General features: G+C 71.8%; 13 protein-coding genes. 10 read left to right on the forward strand and 3 right to left on the reverse strand.

Annotated elements, in window-relative coordinates; translation table 11 throughout:
- Positions 1 to 99: 99 nt before the first annotated feature.
- The 10 genes from K7G60_RS11395 (at position 100) to K7G60_RS11440 (ending at position 12,229) form a co-directional block, all read left to right on the forward strand.
- Entirely contained in the window at positions 100 to 3,045 is a 2,946-nt protein-coding gene (locus K7G60_RS11395) for a M14 family metallopeptidase (RefSeq protein WP_225800720.1), read from the forward strand.
- Positions 3,046 to 3,263: 218 nt separating this feature from the next.
- On the forward strand, positions 3,264 to 4,274 hold the full coding sequence (gap, locus tag K7G60_RS11400; protein ID WP_225800721.1) for a type I glyceraldehyde-3-phosphate dehydrogenase: 1,011 nt from the start codon (positions 3,264 to 3,266) through the stop codon (positions 4,272 to 4,274).
- Positions 4,275 to 4,386: 112 nt separating this feature from the next.
- Positions 4,387 to 5,598, forward strand: coding sequence for a phosphoglycerate kinase (gene pgk, locus K7G60_RS11405; protein WP_225800722.1), 1,212 nt, complete (start codon positions 4,387 to 4,389; stop codon positions 5,596 to 5,598).
- Positions 5,599 to 5,605: 7 nt separating this feature from the next.
- Positions 5,606 to 6,382: a triose-phosphate isomerase gene (gene tpiA, locus K7G60_RS11410; RefSeq protein ID WP_225800723.1), complete on the forward strand. Its 777-nt coding sequence runs from the start codon at positions 5,606 to 5,608 to the stop codon at positions 6,380 to 6,382.
- A 97-nt stretch (positions 6,383 to 6,479) separates the two neighbouring features.
- Positions 6,480 to 6,710 carry a preprotein translocase subunit SecG gene (gene secG, locus K7G60_RS11415; protein WP_030205174.1) on the forward strand — a complete coding sequence of 77 codons (231 nt, stop codon included), beginning with the start codon at positions 6,480 to 6,482 and terminating at the stop codon, positions 6,708 to 6,710.
- Between the two features lie 77 nt (positions 6,711 to 6,787).
- Complete coding sequence (locus tag K7G60_RS11420; protein ID WP_078908267.1) at positions 6,788 to 7,123, forward strand: RNA polymerase-binding protein RbpA; 336 nt, start codon at positions 6,788 to 6,790, stop codon at positions 7,121 to 7,123.
- Between the two features lie 162 nt (positions 7,124 to 7,285).
- Positions 7,286 to 8,512: an MFS transporter gene (locus tag K7G60_RS11425; protein WP_225800724.1), complete on the forward strand. Its 1,227-nt coding sequence runs from the start codon at positions 7,286 to 7,288 to the stop codon at positions 8,510 to 8,512.
- 48 nt (positions 8,513 to 8,560) lie between these two features.
- The gene (gene pgi, locus K7G60_RS11430; protein WP_374115623.1) at positions 8,561 to 10,222 is read left to right on the forward strand and encodes a glucose-6-phosphate isomerase; all 1,662 of its coding nucleotides are present in this window, start codon (positions 8,561 to 8,563) and stop codon (positions 10,220 to 10,222) included.
- Between the two features lie 4 nt (positions 10,223 to 10,226).
- Positions 10,227 to 10,727: a PH domain-containing protein gene (locus K7G60_RS11435; protein WP_225800725.1), complete on the forward strand. Its 501-nt coding sequence runs from the start codon at positions 10,227 to 10,229 to the stop codon at positions 10,725 to 10,727.
- Entirely contained in the window at positions 10,724 to 12,229 is a 1,506-nt protein-coding gene (locus tag K7G60_RS11440; protein ID WP_225800726.1) for a PH domain-containing protein, read from the forward strand. The genes K7G60_RS11435 and K7G60_RS11440 overlap by 4 nt, the downstream gene beginning before the upstream one ends.
- A gap of 74 nt (positions 12,230 to 12,303) precedes the next feature.
- On the opposite strand, the gene pgl is transcribed toward K7G60_RS11440, so the two are convergent.
- Genes pgl through zwf form a run of 3 tightly spaced genes read right to left on the reverse strand, consistent with a single transcriptional unit; the run spans position 12,304 to position 15,682 of the window.
- Positions 12,304 to 13,086, reverse strand: a complete 783-nt coding sequence (gene pgl, locus K7G60_RS11445) for a 6-phosphogluconolactonase (RefSeq protein ID WP_225800727.1) — start codon at positions 13,084 to 13,086, stop codon at positions 12,304 to 12,306.
- The gene (opcA, locus tag K7G60_RS11450) at positions 13,083 to 14,153 is read right to left on the reverse strand and encodes a glucose-6-phosphate dehydrogenase assembly protein OpcA (protein ID WP_225800728.1); all 1,071 of its coding nucleotides are present in this window, start codon (positions 14,151 to 14,153) and stop codon (positions 13,083 to 13,085) included. Before opcA ends, pgl begins: the two co-directional genes overlap by 4 nt.
- Positions 14,150 to 15,682: a glucose-6-phosphate dehydrogenase gene (gene zwf, locus K7G60_RS11455; RefSeq protein WP_225800729.1), complete on the reverse strand. Its 1,533-nt coding sequence runs from the start codon at positions 15,680 to 15,682 to the stop codon at positions 14,150 to 14,152. The genes opcA and zwf overlap by 4 nt, the downstream gene beginning before the upstream one ends.
- Between the last annotated feature and the right edge of the window lie 4 nt (positions 15,683 to 15,686).

Here is a 15,686-nt window from a genome sequence, read left to right on the forward strand (position 1 = left end):
CTTTTTCGTACACCCCGCGAGGCACCCTTGACAGTCCCATGAGCGCCCAAGAGCCTGGCGTCTGTTCACCTTCGAGGCAGACAACAGCAAGGGGGGCACATGAGACGCAGAGCGAGATCGATCCTCGCCGCGGCTTCACTGCTGATCGCGGGAGTGGCGGCGGCGCCCGTCGCCGGAGCGCAGCCGAACGACCGGGACGGCGGCGACGCCCTCTCCGTGTGGCGGGCCGAGGTCACCGAGGAGCAGGTCCCGCTGCTCCTCGAAGCCGGTGCCGACGCCCATGAACTCACCGAGCAGGTCCCGGCGAAGGGCTCCGCGACGGTCGAGCTCTTCCTCACCGGCCGGCAGGCCGGGCAGCTGCGCGGCCAGGGCGTCGAGATCGTCGAGCACAGCCTCACCGCCCAGACCGAGAAGCGGGTCGCCGCCGCCGGGGACGGCGTCTTCCGCCCGTACGGAGGACCGAACGGCCTCAAGCAGGAGATCCTGGACACCGCACGGGCCAACCCCGGCCTGACCAAGGTCGTCTCCATCGGCAAGACCCTCAGGGGCCAGGACATCCTCGCCCTCAAGCTGACCAAGGGCGCCCAGCGCACCAAGGACGGCTCGAAGCCCGCCACGCTGTACATGTCCAACCAGCACGCGCGCGAGTGGATCACCCCGGAGATGACCCGGCGGCTGATGCACCACTACCTCGACAACTACGGCAAGGACGAGCGGATCACCCGCATCGTCGACTCCACCGAGCTGTGGTTCGTGCTCTCCGCCAACCCGGACGGCTACGACCACACGCACGCGGACCCCGCCAACCGGCAGTGGCGCAAGAACCTCCGCGACAACGACGGCGACGGGAGGATCGCCCCCGGCGACGGCGTCGACCTCAACCGCAACTTCGCCTACAAGTGGGGCTACGACAACGAGGGCTCGTCCCCCGACCCGGCCGACGAGACCTTCCGCGGCAAGGGCCCCATGTCGGAGCCCGAGACCCGTGCCCTCGACGCCTTCCAGAAGCGCATCGGCTTCGCGTACGGCATCAACTACCACTCGGCCGCCCAGCTCCTGCTGTACGGCGTCGGCTGGCAGGTCGCCACCGACACCCCCGACGACGTGGCGCTCAAGGCCCTCGCCGGCACCCCGCAGAAGTCCGCCGTGCCCGGCTACCGCCCGCAGGTCTCCTCGGAGCTCTACATCACCAACGGCGAGGCGGACGGACACGCCGCCAACGTCAACGGGATGCAGATGTTCACCCCGGAGATGTCGACCTGCGCCACCGCCTCCCGCGTCGACCCGAACGACGCCTGGAACCCGGCCGACTGCGCCTCCGTCTTCACCTTCCCGGACGACGAGAAGCTGATCCAGGCCGAGTTCGCCAAGAACGTCCCCTTCGCGCTCGCCGTCGCCGAGACCGCCGCCCACCCGGACCGGCCCGTCTCCCCGGTCGGCATCGACGCCCCCGACCTCACCCCGAAGACCTTCACCACCTCCTACGCCCGGGGCCAGGGGCAGCAGGTCGCCGTCACCGCGCGCAAGTCGCTGCGCGGCAAGACCCTCACGTACCGGATCAACGGCGGCCGCGTCCACAGCGAGGAGCTGGAGGCCTGGAAGGGCGGCGAGACCTTCGGAGGCGAGGACAACCTCTACTTCGACGAGTACCGCGCCGAGGTCGAGGGAGCCCGTCCCGGCGACTCCGTCGAGGTCCGGTTCACCGCCCGCACCCGCGAGGGCCGCACCACCTCCTCCGCCCCCTTCACCTACAAGGTGGCCGAGCGTCCCCGCGGCGACGTGCTCGTCCTCGCCGACGAGGGCACCGCCGCCCGGCACGCCGACGCGTACGTCCGGGCGCTCGCCGACAACGGCCGCAGGGCCGCCGTCTGGGACGTCGCCACCCAGGGCGCCCCGGACGCCCTCGGCGTGCTCTCCCACTTCCGCACCGTCGTCTGGTACACCGGCGCCGAGCGTCCCTCCGGGGCCGCCCAGCTCGCCGTCCGCGCCTACCTCAACGAGGGCGGCAAGCTGATCAACGCCGGTGAGAAGTCCGGCGGGCTCACCCAGGTCGGCCGGGCCGAGTCCAACGACTTCGCCCAGTACTACCTCGGCGCCTACCACCGCGCGGGCCTCAAGAACCCGCCCGCCTTCAGCGGCACGGGCGCCTTCGCGGGCGTCGGCGCGACGCTCGGCGCCGCCGCCGACAACCCGCTGGACAACGCGGGCGCGTACACCGTCACTTCGGACACGCTCGGGCCGGAGGAGTTCCCGCAGTTCGCGAGCAGCGCCTCCGCCGGCGACTACCCGGGCATCCGCACCCCGTTCGAGCCCGCCGAGGGATCGGCCTTCGCGGCCGTCAAGCACACCGACGACACCTGGGCCCGGCTCGCCAGGACCGTCGACCTCACCGGCGTCGCCGCCGGGTCGAAGCCGCGCCTGGACTTCCAGGTCAGCTACGACACCGAGCCCGGCTACGACAACCTCGTCGTCGAGGCCCACACCGTCGGCCAGGACGACTGGACGACGCTGCCCGACCTCAACGGCGGCACCTCCGCCGAGCCCCCGGCCGACTGCGGCGAGGGCTACTACGTCCGCGGCCACCCCTTCCTCGCCCACTACCTCACCGTCGGTGAGGACGGCTGCGCGCCCACCGGCACCACCGGCTCCTGGAACGCCTTCACCGGCCCCTCCAACGGCTGGCGGCAGGCCTCCGTGGACCTGAGCGCCTGGGCCGGCAAGAAGGTCGAGCTCGCCCTCTCCTACGTCTCCGACCCGGGCACGGGAGAGACGGGCGCCTTCGTCGACGACACCCGGCTCGTCACCGGCGCCGGCACCGAGGCGGAGGGCTTCGAGACCTCCCTCGGCGCCTGGTCCGCACCGGGCGCTCCGGCCGGCAGCCCCGGCAACGCCTCCGACTGGACGCGCTCCGCGGCGCTCTTCCACTCCCGGGCGGCGGTCACCACGAGCGACACCGTCCTCCTCGGCTACGGCCTGGAGCACGTGCCCGGCGCGGCGGAGCGCGCACGGGTCGTCGGCCGCGCCCTCGGGGCGCTCCGGCGCTGACGGAGAGTAGCGGGGACAAAGGTCCCAAGGCGGCCCGTACCCGGTGGTAGGGGCGGGCCGTCGGCCGTTTTTCCTTACTTTCCGGGCTCATCCGGATGTGCAGGATGTCACTCGTCGGCGGCTGGGGAGGTAGGGTCGTAAGCGGTCGGGGACATCCCAAAAAACAAAAATCTCGCCGGCGTCGAGCACACCGGCGTACCTAACGAGGAGATCGGTTCGTGACGATCCGCGTAGGCATCAACGGCTTTGGCCGCATCGGCCGGAACTATTTCCGAGCGCTCCTTGAGCAGGGTGCCGACATCGAGGTCGTGGCAGTCAACGACCTGGGTGACACCGCGACCACCGCACACCTGCTGAAGTACGACACCATCCTCGGTCGCCTCAAGGCCGAGGTGACCCACACCGCCGACACCATCACCGTCGACGGCCACACCATCAAGGTGCTGTCCGAGCGCGACCCGGCCGACATCCCCTGGGGCGACCTGGGCGTCGACATCGTCATCGAGTCGACCGGCATCTTCACGAAGAAGGCGGACGCGGCGAAGCACCTCACCGGCGGCGCCAAGAAGGTCCTCATCTCGGCTCCGGCCACCGACGAGGACATCACCATCGTCATGGGCGTCAACCAGGACAAGTACGACCCGGCGCAGCACGACGTCATCTCCAACGCCTCCTGCACCACCAACTGCGTGGCGCCGATGGCCAAGGTCCTCGACGAGAACTTCGGCATCGTCAAGGGCCTGATGACCACGGTCCACGCGTACACCAACGACCAGCGCATCCTGGACTTCCCGCACAAGGACCTGCGCCGCGCCCGCGCCGCCGCGGAGAACATCATCCCGACCACGACGGGTGCCGCCAAGGCCACCGCCCTGGTCCTCCCGCAGCTCAAGGGCAAGCTCGACGGCATCGCCATGCGCGTCCCGGTCCCGACCGGCTCCGCCACCGACCTGGTCGTCACCCTCGACCGCGAGGTCACCAAGGACGAGGTCAACGCCGCGTTCAAGAAGGCCGCCGACGACGGCGACCTCAAGGGCATCCTCTTCTACACCGAGGACCCGATCGTCTCCTCGGACATCGTCAGCGACCCGGCGTCCTGCACCTTCGACGCCTCCCTGACCATGGTCCAGGAGGGCAACACGGTCAAGATCCTCGGCTGGTACGACAACGAGTGGGGCTACTCCAACCGTCTCGTCGACCTCACCGTCTTCGTCGGCGGCCGGCTCTAGGCTCTAGGGTTCAGGGCAGGCCATCGATGTGAGCAGGGCTCGGGCAGCGCAACGCCGCGCTGTGCGAGCCCTGTTTGTGTGCTCCACCGCGTACCAAGGAGTCTGTTAACAGATGAAGACGATCGACGAGCTCCTCCACGAGGGCGTCGAAGGAAAGCGCGTGTTCGTCCGCGCCGACCTCAACGTGCCGCTCGACGGCACGACCATCACCGACGACGGCCGCATCCGCGCCGTCGTGCCCACGGTCAAGGCGCTCGCCGGCGCCGGCGCCCGCGTCGTGGTCGCCTCGCACCTGGGCCGCCCCAAGGGTGCCCCGGACCCGGCGTTCTCGCTGGCCCCGGCCGCCGCGCGCCTCGGCGAGCTGCTCGGCGCCGAGGTGGCCTTCGCGACCGACACCGTCGGCGACTCCGCCCGGGAGACCGTCGCGGGCCTCGCCGACGGCCAGGTGGCCGTCATCGAGAACCTCCGCTTCAACGCCGGCGAGACCTCGAAGGACGACGCCGAGCGCGGCGCCTTCGCGGACCAGCTGGCCGCCCTCGCCGACCTGTACGTCGGCGACGGCTTCGGCGCCGTGCACCGCAAGCACGCCTCGGTCTTCGACCTCCCGGCGCGCCTCCCGCACGCCGCGGGCTACCTCATCGCCACCGAGGTCGGCGTCCTGAAGAAGCTCACCGAGGACGTCCAGCGGCCGTACGCGGTCGTGCTCGGCGGTGCCAAGGTCTCCGACAAGCTCGGCGTGATCGAGCACCTCCTGGAGAAGGCCGACCGCATCCTCATCGGCGGCGGCATGGCGTACACCTTCCTCAAGGCCCAGGGCCACGAGGTCGGCATCTCGCTGCTCCAGGAGGACCAGATCCCGGCGGTCCGGGCCTACCTCCAGCGCGCCGAGGAGCGCGGCGTGGAGTTCGTGCTCCCCGTCGACGTCCTGGTCTCGCCCGACTTCCCGGACCTGAAGACCAAGGCTCCGGCCAACCCGACCACGGTCGCCTCGGACGCCATCCCGGCCGACCAGGAGGGCCTGGACATCGGTCCGGAGACCCGTAAGCTCTACGCCTCGAAGCTCGCCGACGCCGGCACCGTCTTCTGGAACGGCCCGATGGGCGTCTTCGAGCACCCCGACTACGCCGAGGGCACCAAGGCCGTCGCCCAGGCGCTCCTCGACTCCCCGGCCTTCACGGTCGTCGGCGGTGGCGACTCCGCCGCGGCCGTCCGCATCCTGGGCTTCGACGAGAACGCATTCGGCCACATTTCGACCGGCGGCGGCGCCTCCCTCGAGTACCTCGAGGGCAAGACGCTGCCCGGCCTCGCCGCACTGGAGGACTGACCCCCTTATGACCACGCGAACCCCGCTGATGGCGGGCAACTGGAAGATGAACCTCAACCACCTCGAGGCCATCGCCCACGTCCAGAAGCTCGCCTTCGCCCTGACCGACAAGGACTACGACGCCTGTGAGGTCGCGGTCCTGGTCCCCTTCACCGACCTGCGGTCCGTCCAGACCCTGGTCGACGGGGACAAGCTCAAGATCAAGTACGGTGCCCAGGACATCTCGGAGCACGACTCCGGCGCCTACACCGGCGAGGTCTCGGGCCCGATGCTGTCCAAGCTGAAGTGCGCCTACGTCGCCGTCGGCCACTCCGAGCGCCGCCAGTACCACGCCGAGAACGACGAGGTCTGCAACGCCAAGGTGAAGGCCGCCTTCAAGCACGGCGTCACCCCGATCCTCTGCGTCGGCGAGGAGCTGGAGGTGCGCGAGGCCGGCAACGCCGTCGCGCACACCCTCGCCCAGGTCGAGGGCGGCCTCAAGGACGTCCCGGCCGAGCAGGCCGAGACGATCGTGATCGCGTACGAGCCGGTCTGGGCCATCGGCACCGGCAAGGTCTGCGGCGCCGACGACGCCCAGGAGGTCTGCGCGGCGATCCGCGGCAAGCTCGCCGAGCTGTACACGCAGGAGATCGCGGAGAAGATCCGCATCCAGTACGGCGGCTCCGTCAAGAGCGGCAACGTCGCCGAGATCATGGCGAAGGCCGACATCGACGGCGCCCTGGTCGGCGGCGCCTCGCTGGACGCCGACGAGTTCGTCAAGATCGTGCGCTTCCGCGACCAGTGAGTATGCGGTAGCGGAGTTACGTCGTACCCTTGCGGGGGTCGGGCAGGTGCCCGGCCCCCGTCCGTATAAGTCCGAGGAAGTTGGTCCAGCCGTGGTTATGGGGTTCTCGATCGCCCTGATCGTCTTCAGCGCGCTGCTGATGCTGCTCGTGCTGATGCACAAGGGGAAGGGCGGCGGCCTCTCCGACATGTTCGGAGGCGGCATGCAGTCCTCCGTGGGCGGCTCCTCGGTCGCCGAGCGGAACCTTGACCGGATCACCGTCGTGGTCGGTCTGCTCTGGTTCGCCTGCATTGTGGTGCTCGGTCTGCTGATGAAGTTGGACGGGTAACTCCAATCACTGGACGCGCGTTGGGCCTTACGTAGACTGGGGCATCTTCGAGCACCATCACGCAGGGAGTTACGACCGTGGCAAGTGGCAACGCGATCCGGGGAAGCCGGGTCGGAGCGGGGCCGATGGGGGAGGCCGAGCGGGGCGAGTCGGCACCGCGCCTCCGCATCTCCTTCTGGTGCTCGAACGGGCACGAGACACAGCCGAGCTTCGCCAGCGACGCGGCGGTCCCGGATACCTGGGACTGCCCGCGCTGCGGCTTCCCGGCAGGTCAGGACCGGGACAACCCGCCGGACCCGCCGCGCACGGAGCCGTACAAGACCCACCTCGCCTATGTGCGTGAGCGGCGCAGCGACGCGGACGGCGAGGCGATCCTCGCCGAGGCGCTGGCCAAACTGCGCGGCGAGATCTGAAGCGTGGTGTGACGGTGTGACGAACGGGCCTTGCCCGCGAACCGAGTTCGCGGGCAAGGCCCGTTCCGTGTGCCACGGGTGCTCGTCCGCCGTGCGGGCGGCGTTGTCAGTGGCGTCCTCTACGGTCGGTACGACGGGGGATCACCGGACCGAGGGGGCGCCGTGGCGGTGACGGAGGCGGTGGGCGGCAGCAGGGCGGCGCCCACCTGGCGGGGCGGCTTCGGACGGCTGTGGACGGCCGCGGTCGTCTCCCGGTTCGGCGACTCGCTGCGCACCGCCGCGCTGCCGCTGCTCGCCGCCTCGCTCACCGACGACCCCCTCCTCATCGCCTCCGTCACCGCCTGCGGCTTCCTGCCCTGGCTGCTCTTCGGACTCCTCGGCGGCGCCGTCGCCGACCGCGTCGACCAGCGGCGGGCCATGTGGGCCGTCGACCTCGTCCGCGCCGGACTCGTCGCCGCCTTCGCCGCCGCCGTCGCCCTCGGACACGTCTCCATCGCCCTGCTCCTCCTCCTCGCCTTCGCCCTCACCACCCTCCAGACCCTCTTCGACAACGCGGCCACCGCCCTGCTGCCCGCGCTCGTCCCCGCCGAGACCCTGGCCGGGGCCAACGCGCGCCTCGTGTCCGGTCAGCAGCTCGCCGGCGGCCTCCTCGCCGGACCCGCCGTGCCCGTCCTGCTGCTCGCCGGGCCCGCCGTCCCCTACGCGGCCGACGCCGTCACGTACGTCCTGGCCGCCCTCTTCGTCGCCTCCCTGCGGACCGGCGCGCCCGAGCGGCCGCCCCGCCCGGCCGGGTCCACGCTCCGCGCCGAGATGGCCGAAGGCCTCGCCGCACTGCGCGCGGACCGGACCCTGCGCCGGCTCTGCACCGCGACCACCCTCTGCAACGTCGGCATGGGCGCCCTCATCGCCACCCTCGTCGTCCACGTGACGGACGGCCGCCCGGCGGGAACCGCGGGGAACACGGCGTACGCCGCCACGATCACGGCCTACGCCCTGGGCGCCGTCGCCGGCGGCTCCCCGGCCCGGCGGATCGCCGAGCGGACGGGACGCGTGCGCGCCGTGTTCCTCGCCGGAACCGTCCAGACCGCCTGCCTGGTCCTGATGGGCGCGGTGCCCGTCCTCGGGGTGTCGATCGGGGCCATGGCGGTGTTCGGCCTCATGGGGACGGTGTGGAACGTCCAGCAGACGACCCTCGTGCAGGAGCGTGCCCCCGAGGGGATGCTCGGCCGCATCGCCGCGGCCTTCCGCACCCTCGCCGTCGCGGGCGCGCCGCTCGGCGCGCTCCTCGGCGGCGCCGCGGCCGCCGGTCCGGGACCGCACGCACCGGCCCTCCTCGCGGCGGCGCTGTTCGCGCTCGCCGTCGCGTCGCTGGGCCCCCTGATCAATTAGGTTGGGGGGTGCAGCGGGGCAGACAAGCAGTACGAGAAGAAGTGGGCGATGTCCGAGATGACAAGCGAAGGCCGCAACAGGCTCAACCGGCTGCCCGAGTGGGCGGCCCTCGGCAAGCACCGTGAGCAGCTGGGCGACACCCATCTGCGCGAACTGTTCGCCGCCGACCCGGAGCGGGGCACCGACTACACCCTGCGCGTCGGCGACCTCTACCTGGACTACTCCAAGCACCTCGTCACCGGCGAGACGCTGACCCTGCTGCGCGAACTGGCCGCCGTCACCGGCGTCGCCGAGCTCCGCGACGCCATGTTCCGCGGCGAGAAGATCAACACCACCGAGGACCGGGCGGTCCTCCACACCGCGCTGCGCGCCCCCCGGGAGGCCGTCATCGAGGTCGACGGGGAGAACGTCGTCCCCGGCGTCCACGCCGTCCTCGACAAGATGGCCGCCTTCGCCGACAAGGTCCGCGCGGGCGAGTGGACCGGCCACACCGGCCGGCCCATCCGGAACATCGTCAACATCGGCATCGGCGGCTCCGACCTCGGTCCCGCCATGGCCTACGAGGTCCTGCGCTCCTACACCCAGCGGGACCTGACGTTCCGTTTCGTCTCCAACGTCGACGGCGCCGACCTCCACGAGGCCGTCCGCGACCTCGACCCCGCCGAGACGCTGTTCGTCGTCGCCTCGAAGACCTTCACCACCATCGAGACGATCACCAACGCCACCTCCGCGCGGAACTGGCTCCTCACCGAGCTGCGCGCCGGCCAGGATGCCGTCGCCAAGCACTTCGTGGCCCTCTCGACCAACGCCGAGAAGGTCGAGGAGTTCGGCATCGACACCGCGAACATGTTCGAGTTCTGGGACTGGGTCGGCGGCCGCTACTCCTACGACTCCGCCATCGGCCTCTCCCTGATGATCGCCATCGGCCCGGAGCGCTTCCGCGAGATGCTCGACGGCTTCCACCTCGTCGACGAGCACTTCCGCACCGCCCCGCCCGAGGAGAACGCGCCGCTGCTGCTCGGTCTCCTCGGCGTCTGGTACGGCGCCTTCTTCGACGCCCAGTCGCACGCCGTCCTGCCGTACTCCCACTACCTGTCCAAGTTCACCGCCTACCTCCAGCAGCTCGACATGGAGTCCAACGGCAAGTCGGTGGACCGCGAGGGCAACCGGGTCGACTGGCAGACCGGGCCCGTCGTCTGGGGCACCCCCGGGACCAACGGCCAGCACGCCTACTACCAGTTGATCCACCAGGGCACCAAGGTCATCCCCGCCGACTTCATCGGCTTCGCCCGCCCCGTCGAGGACCTGCTGCCCGGGCTCGTCGCCCAGCACGACCTGCTCATGGCCAACTTCTTCGCCCAGACCCAGGCGCTCGCCTTCGGCAAGACGCCCGAGGAGGTACGGGCCGAGGGCGTCGCCGAGGAGCTCGTCCCGCACAAGACCTTCCAGGGCAACCACCCGACCACCACGATCCTCGCCGACTCGCTCACCCCGTCCGTCCTCGGCCAGCTGATCGCGCTCTACGAGCACAAGGTCTTCGTCCAGGGCGCCATCTGGAACATCGACTCCTTCGACCAGTGGGGCGTCGAGCTCGGCAAGGTCCTCGCCAAGAAGATCGAGCCGGTCCTGACCCGGGGCGAGGGGGCCGGGCAGCTCGACAGCTCCACCGCCGGACTCGTCTCGGCCTACCGTTCGCTGCGCGGACGGTAACCGGATGACGGGGGAGGACGCGGTGCGGCTGCGGCCGCCCAGGAACGCCGTCGACGAGCGGGCCGTCACCTGGTGGCGCAGCCGGCTCCTGGCGACCACCGCCGTACCGGTGGTGGTGCTCGCCGCCCTCGGGGCGTTCATCGGACCCGCCCGGTCCTGGCTGCTGCTCGCGGCCGGGGCCGTGGCGGCCCTGGGCCTCGGCTGCACCGCGTTCTTCCCCGCCTGGTGGTTCCGGGTGCACCGCTGGGAGGTCACGGACGAGGCCGTCTACGTGCGCACCGGAGCCCTCTGGCAGGAGTGGCGGATCGCCCCGATGTCCCGCATCCAGACGGTCGACACCGTACGCGGCCCGCTGGAGCAGACCTTCGGGCTCGCCACGGTCACCGTCACCACCGCCTCCTCCAAGGGGGCGATCCGCATCGGGGGCCTCGACCACGAGCGCGCCGCCGAGCTCGCCGAGCGGCTCACCGCGCTCACCCGGGCCACCCCCGGGGACGCCACATGAGCGAGGGGTGGCGGCGGCTCGACCCGCGCACCCTGCTCGCCGGCGCCGCCGTCCTCTGCGGGGCGGCCGGCGGCGCGGCCCTCCCGGTCGTGGCCGGCCTCTCGGGAAGCCGGCCGCTGTGGCAGGCCGTCTCCTGGGTCCTCGCCGGCGCCGCGCTGCTCGTGCTCGGGGGGACGGCCGCCGACCTGGTCCGGCTGCGCCGCACCCGCTACCGCATCGGCCCCGAGAGGATCGAACTCCACACCGGGCTCGTGCTCCTCAAGCGCCGCTCGCTGGCCCGCGAGCGGATCCGCAGCGTCGACCTCACCGCCAACGCCCTCCAGCGCGTCCTCGGCCTCGTCAAGGTCCGCATCGGGACCGGCGAGAGCACCGGCGGCGCCGAGTCCACCCTCGAACTGGACCTGGTCGCCCGCGCCGAGGGCGAGCGGCTCCGCCGGGAGCTCCTCGCCCGCGCCGCCGTCGCCGGGGAGCCGGACCACGACGGAGTCCTGGCCGTCCTCGACCCGCGCTGGATCCGCTACGCCCCCGTCTCCTTCCTCGCCCCCGCCCTCGGCGGTGCCGCTGCCGGCGCCGTCCTGCAGGTCAGCGAGTGGTTCGGCGCCCAGGCGGAGGTCATCGACTGGATAGGGGACCGCTTCCGGGACACCTCCCTGACCTGGACGATCGTCGACCTGGTGCTGATCGCCACCGTCGCCGGGGCCGCCGGCGCCCTCGGCCTGTGGATCGAGATGTGGTGGAACTACCGCCTGGAGCGCGAGCCCGGCGGCACCCTCCGCGTCCGCCGGGGCCTGTTCACCGCCCGGTCGGTCACGCTGGAGGAGCGCCGGCTGCGCGGGATCGAGCTCGTCGAGCCGCTCGGGGTGCGGCTGTTCGGCGCCGCCCGCGTCGACGCCGTCGCCACCGGCCTCGCCCAGGACGACGAGGACGAGCACGCCGACCTGAAGAACCTGCTGCCCGCCGTCCCCCGGGAGCGGGCCGAGCTGATCGCCGCCCTGGTGCTGCGCGAGCCGGAGCCGCCGACCGGTGCGCCCCTCGCCGCCCACCCCCGGGCCGCCCGCGCCCGGCGGCTGCGCCGGGCGCTGTGGGGCTCCCTCGGGCCGGCCGTGGTGTTCGCCGTCCTCGGCGCGCTCCTCACGCCGGTCCTGCTGTACGTGGCGGTCGGCTGGGCCCTCGTCCTCGGACCGGTCGCCGTGCTGCTCGCCCTCGACGCGTACCGCGCCCTCGGACACGGCGTCAGCGGCGGCTTCCTCGTGACCCGTTCGGGCACCGTCCGGCGGACGACGGTCGCCCTCCAGCGCTCCGGCGTCATCGGCTGGACCGTCAAGCAGTCCTGCTTCCAGCGCCGCGCCGGAGTCCTGACCCTCACCGCCACCACGGCGGCGGGCGACGGCGCGTACGACATCCTCGACGCGGGCGAGAGCCAGGGCCTGAACTTCGCGGCCGAGGCCGTACCGGGGCTCCTCGCGCCGTTCCTGGAAAAGCCGGAGGCCCGGCCCACCTGAGGGTCCCCGGACGAAGTCGGGGAGGGGGTGAACCGGGCCTCCGTACGGGGGCGTCGAGCCCCGTACGAGGGGAGTCAGGCCGAGGCCGGCGGATACATGCTCCGCGGCAGCTCCGACGCGGCCGCCGCGTCGAGCAGCCACAGCGTGCGCGAGAGCCCGTAGGCCCCGGCCGCCGGGGCCTGCACCTCGCCCGCGCCCGACAGCGCGATCGCCGCGGCCTTCGCCTTGTCCTCTCCGGCCGCGAGCAGCCAGACCTCGTGCGCCGCCCGGATGGCCGGGAGGGTCAGCGAGATCCGGACCGGCGGCGGCTTCGGCGCGCCGTGCACACCGACCACCGTCCGCTCGGTCTCGCGGACCGCCGGCAGTTCCGGGAAGAGCGAGGCCACGTGCGTGTCCGGGCCGACGCCCAGCATCAGCACGTCGAAGGTCGGCACCCCGCCGTGGTCACCGGGACCCGCGGCGGCGGCCAGCTCCTCCGCGTACGCCGCCGCGGCGGCGTCGACGTCGCCGCCGTACGGCCCGTCCGAGGCCGGCATGGCGTGCACCCGCGCCGGATCGAGCGGCACCCGGTCGAGCAGCGCGGCACGGGCCTGGGTGACGTTCCGCTCGGGGTCGTCCTCGGGCAGGTACCGCTCGTCGCCCCACCACAGGTCGAGCCGCGACCAGTCGACCGCGTCCCGCGCGGGCGCCGAGCCGAGCGCCGCGAGCACGCCGTTGCCGTTGCGACCGCCGGTGAGCACGATCGAGGCGGAACCGCGGGCGGCCTGGGCGTCCACGATCTTCGTGATCAGCCGGGCCGCGGCGGCCTCGGCCATCAGCTCCTTGTCGCGGTGGACGACCAGCTGAGGAGTGCTCACTTGGCCGCCGCCTTCTTGGCCGGGGCCTTCTTGGGGGCGGGCTTGGCCGCGGGAGCCGCTTCGGCGGCCGTCTCCTCGACGGCCGCCACGACGGTCTCCACGACCGTGTCCACGACGGTTTCGGGGGCTATGGTCGCCGCCTCCTCGTCGAGCCGCTCCAGACCGAACCTGAGCGCCGTCGCATAGGTGTCGTCCGGGTCGAGCCGGCGCAGCTCCTCCGCGATCAGCTCGGCCGTCTCGCGGCGCTTGAGCGCCACCGCACGGTCCGGCTGCCCCTGGATGGAGAGCGTGGCGAGCGAGCCGTCGGGCCGGTCGAGCACGATCGGGCCTGCGTCGGTCTCCATCCGTACGGAGGTGAGACCGGGGCCGGCCGACTTCGAGCGCCGGACCGGCACCTTCAGCCGGTCCGCGAGCCACATCGCGAGCAGCTCGACGCTCGGGTTGAACTCCTCGCCCTCCACCTCGGCCGAGGTGACCTCGCACACGACCTGGTCGAGCGCGGCGGCCAGCATCGAGCGCCACGGGGTGATCCGGGTCCACGAGAGGTCCGTGTCGCCCGGGGTGTACGCGTCCGCGCGCGCGGTCAGCTCCTGGATGGGCTGCTCGGCGGCGTACGTGTCGGTCACCCGGCGCTGGGCGAGCGCACCCAGCGGGTCGTTCGCCGGGTCGGCAGGCGCGTTCACCGGCCACCAGACGACGACGGGGGCGTCCGGGAGGAGCAGCGGCAGCACCACCGACTGGGCGTGGTCGACGACCTCGCCGTACAGCCGGAGCACCACCGTCTCGCCGGTGCTGGCATCGGCGCCGAGGCGGACCTCGGCGTCGAGCCGCGCCTTCGCGCGGTCCCGCGGGGAGCGCGAGACCCGCTTGATGACGACGAGGGTCCGCGAGGGGTGCTCGCGGGACGCCTCGTTGGCCGCCTTGAGCGCGTCGTAGGCGTTCTCCTCGTCGGTGACGATCACGAGGGTGAGCACCATGCCGACGGCCGGCGTGCCGATCGCCCGCCGCCCGAGCACCAGCGCCTTGTTGATCTTGGAGGACGTGGTGTCCGTCAGGTCGGTCTTCATGGCCGGCGCCAGCTCCTGCCGTCTCGTGCGAGCATCTCGTCCGCCTCGACCGGACCCCAGGTCCCGGACTGGTACTGCGCGGGCTTGCCGTGCGTGTCCCAGAACTGCTCGATCGGGTCGAGGATCTTCCAGGACAGCTCGACCTCCTCGACCCGCGGGAAGAGGTTGGAGTCGCCGAGCAGGACGTCGAGGATGAGCCGCTCGTACGCCTCGGGGCTGGACTCCGTGAAGGACTCGCCGTACGCGAAGTCCATCGACACGTCCCGGATCTCCATCTGGGTGCCGGGCACCTTGGAGCCGAACCGCACCGTCACGCCCTCGTCCGGCTGGACCCGGATGACGATGGCGTTGCGGCCGAGCTCCTCGGTCGCGGTGTGGTCGAAGGGGGAGTGCGGGGCGCGCTGGAAGACGACCGCGATCTCGGTGACGCGGCGGCCCAGGCGCTTGCCGGTCCGCAGGTAGAACGGGACGCCCGCCCAGCGGCGGTTGTCGATCTCCAGCTTGATGGCCGCGTAGGTGTCGGTCTTCGACTGGGGGTCGATGCCGTCTTCCTGGAGGTAGCCGACGGCCTTCGCGCCGCCCTGCCACCCGGCTGCGTACTGGCCGCGGACCGTGGACTTGCCCAGGTCCTTGGGCAGCCTCACCGCGCCGAGGACCTTGGTCTTCTCGGCGGCCAGCGCGTCGGCGTCGAAGGAGGCGGGCTCCTCCATCGCGGTCAGCGCGAGCAGCTGGAGCAGGTGGTTCTGGATGACGTCACGGGCGGCGCCGATGCCGTCGTAGTAGCCGGCGCGGCCGCCGATGCCGATGTCCTCGGCCATGGTGATCTGCACGTGGTCGACGTACGACCGGTTCCAGATCGGCTCGAAGAGCGTGTTGGCGAAGCGGAGCGCCAGGATGTTCTGGACGGTCTCCTTGCCGAGGTAGTGGTCGATCCGGAAGACCGCCTCGGGCGGGAAGACCTCGTGGACGACCTCGTTGAGCTCCTTGGCGGAGACCAGGTCGTGGCCGAAGGGCTTCTCGATGACCGCGCGGCGCCAGGAACCGTCCTTCTGGTCGGCCAGGCCGTGCTTCTTGAGCTGCTGGACGACGAGGGGGAAGAACTTCGGCGGCACCGACAGGTAGAAGGCGAAGTTGCCGCCCGTGCCCTGTGCCTTGTCGAGCTCCTCGATCGTCGACTTGAGCTGCTCGAAGGCCGTGTCGTCGTCGAAGTCGCCCTGGACGAACCGCATGCCCTGGATCAGCTGCTGCCACACCTCCTCGCGGAAGGGGGTGCGCGCGTGCTGCTTGACGGCTTCGTAGACCTCCTGCGCGAAGTCCTCGTCCGCCCATTCGCGGCGGGCGAAGCCGATGAGCGAGAAGCCCGGCGGCAGCAGGCCGCGGTTGGCCAGGTCGTAGACGGCAGGCATCAGCTTCTTACGGGACAAATCGCCCGTGACGCCGAAGATCACCAGACCCGACGGCCCCGCGATGCGCGGGAGCCGTCGGTCTGCGGCGTCACGGAGCGGGTTGGCTCCGTGGACTGCGCTCAAAGTG

The sequence above is a fragment of the Streptomyces sp. NK15101 genome, from assembly GCF_020400725.1.
Lineage (GTDB): Bacteria > Actinomycetota > Actinomycetes > Streptomycetales > Streptomycetaceae > Streptomyces.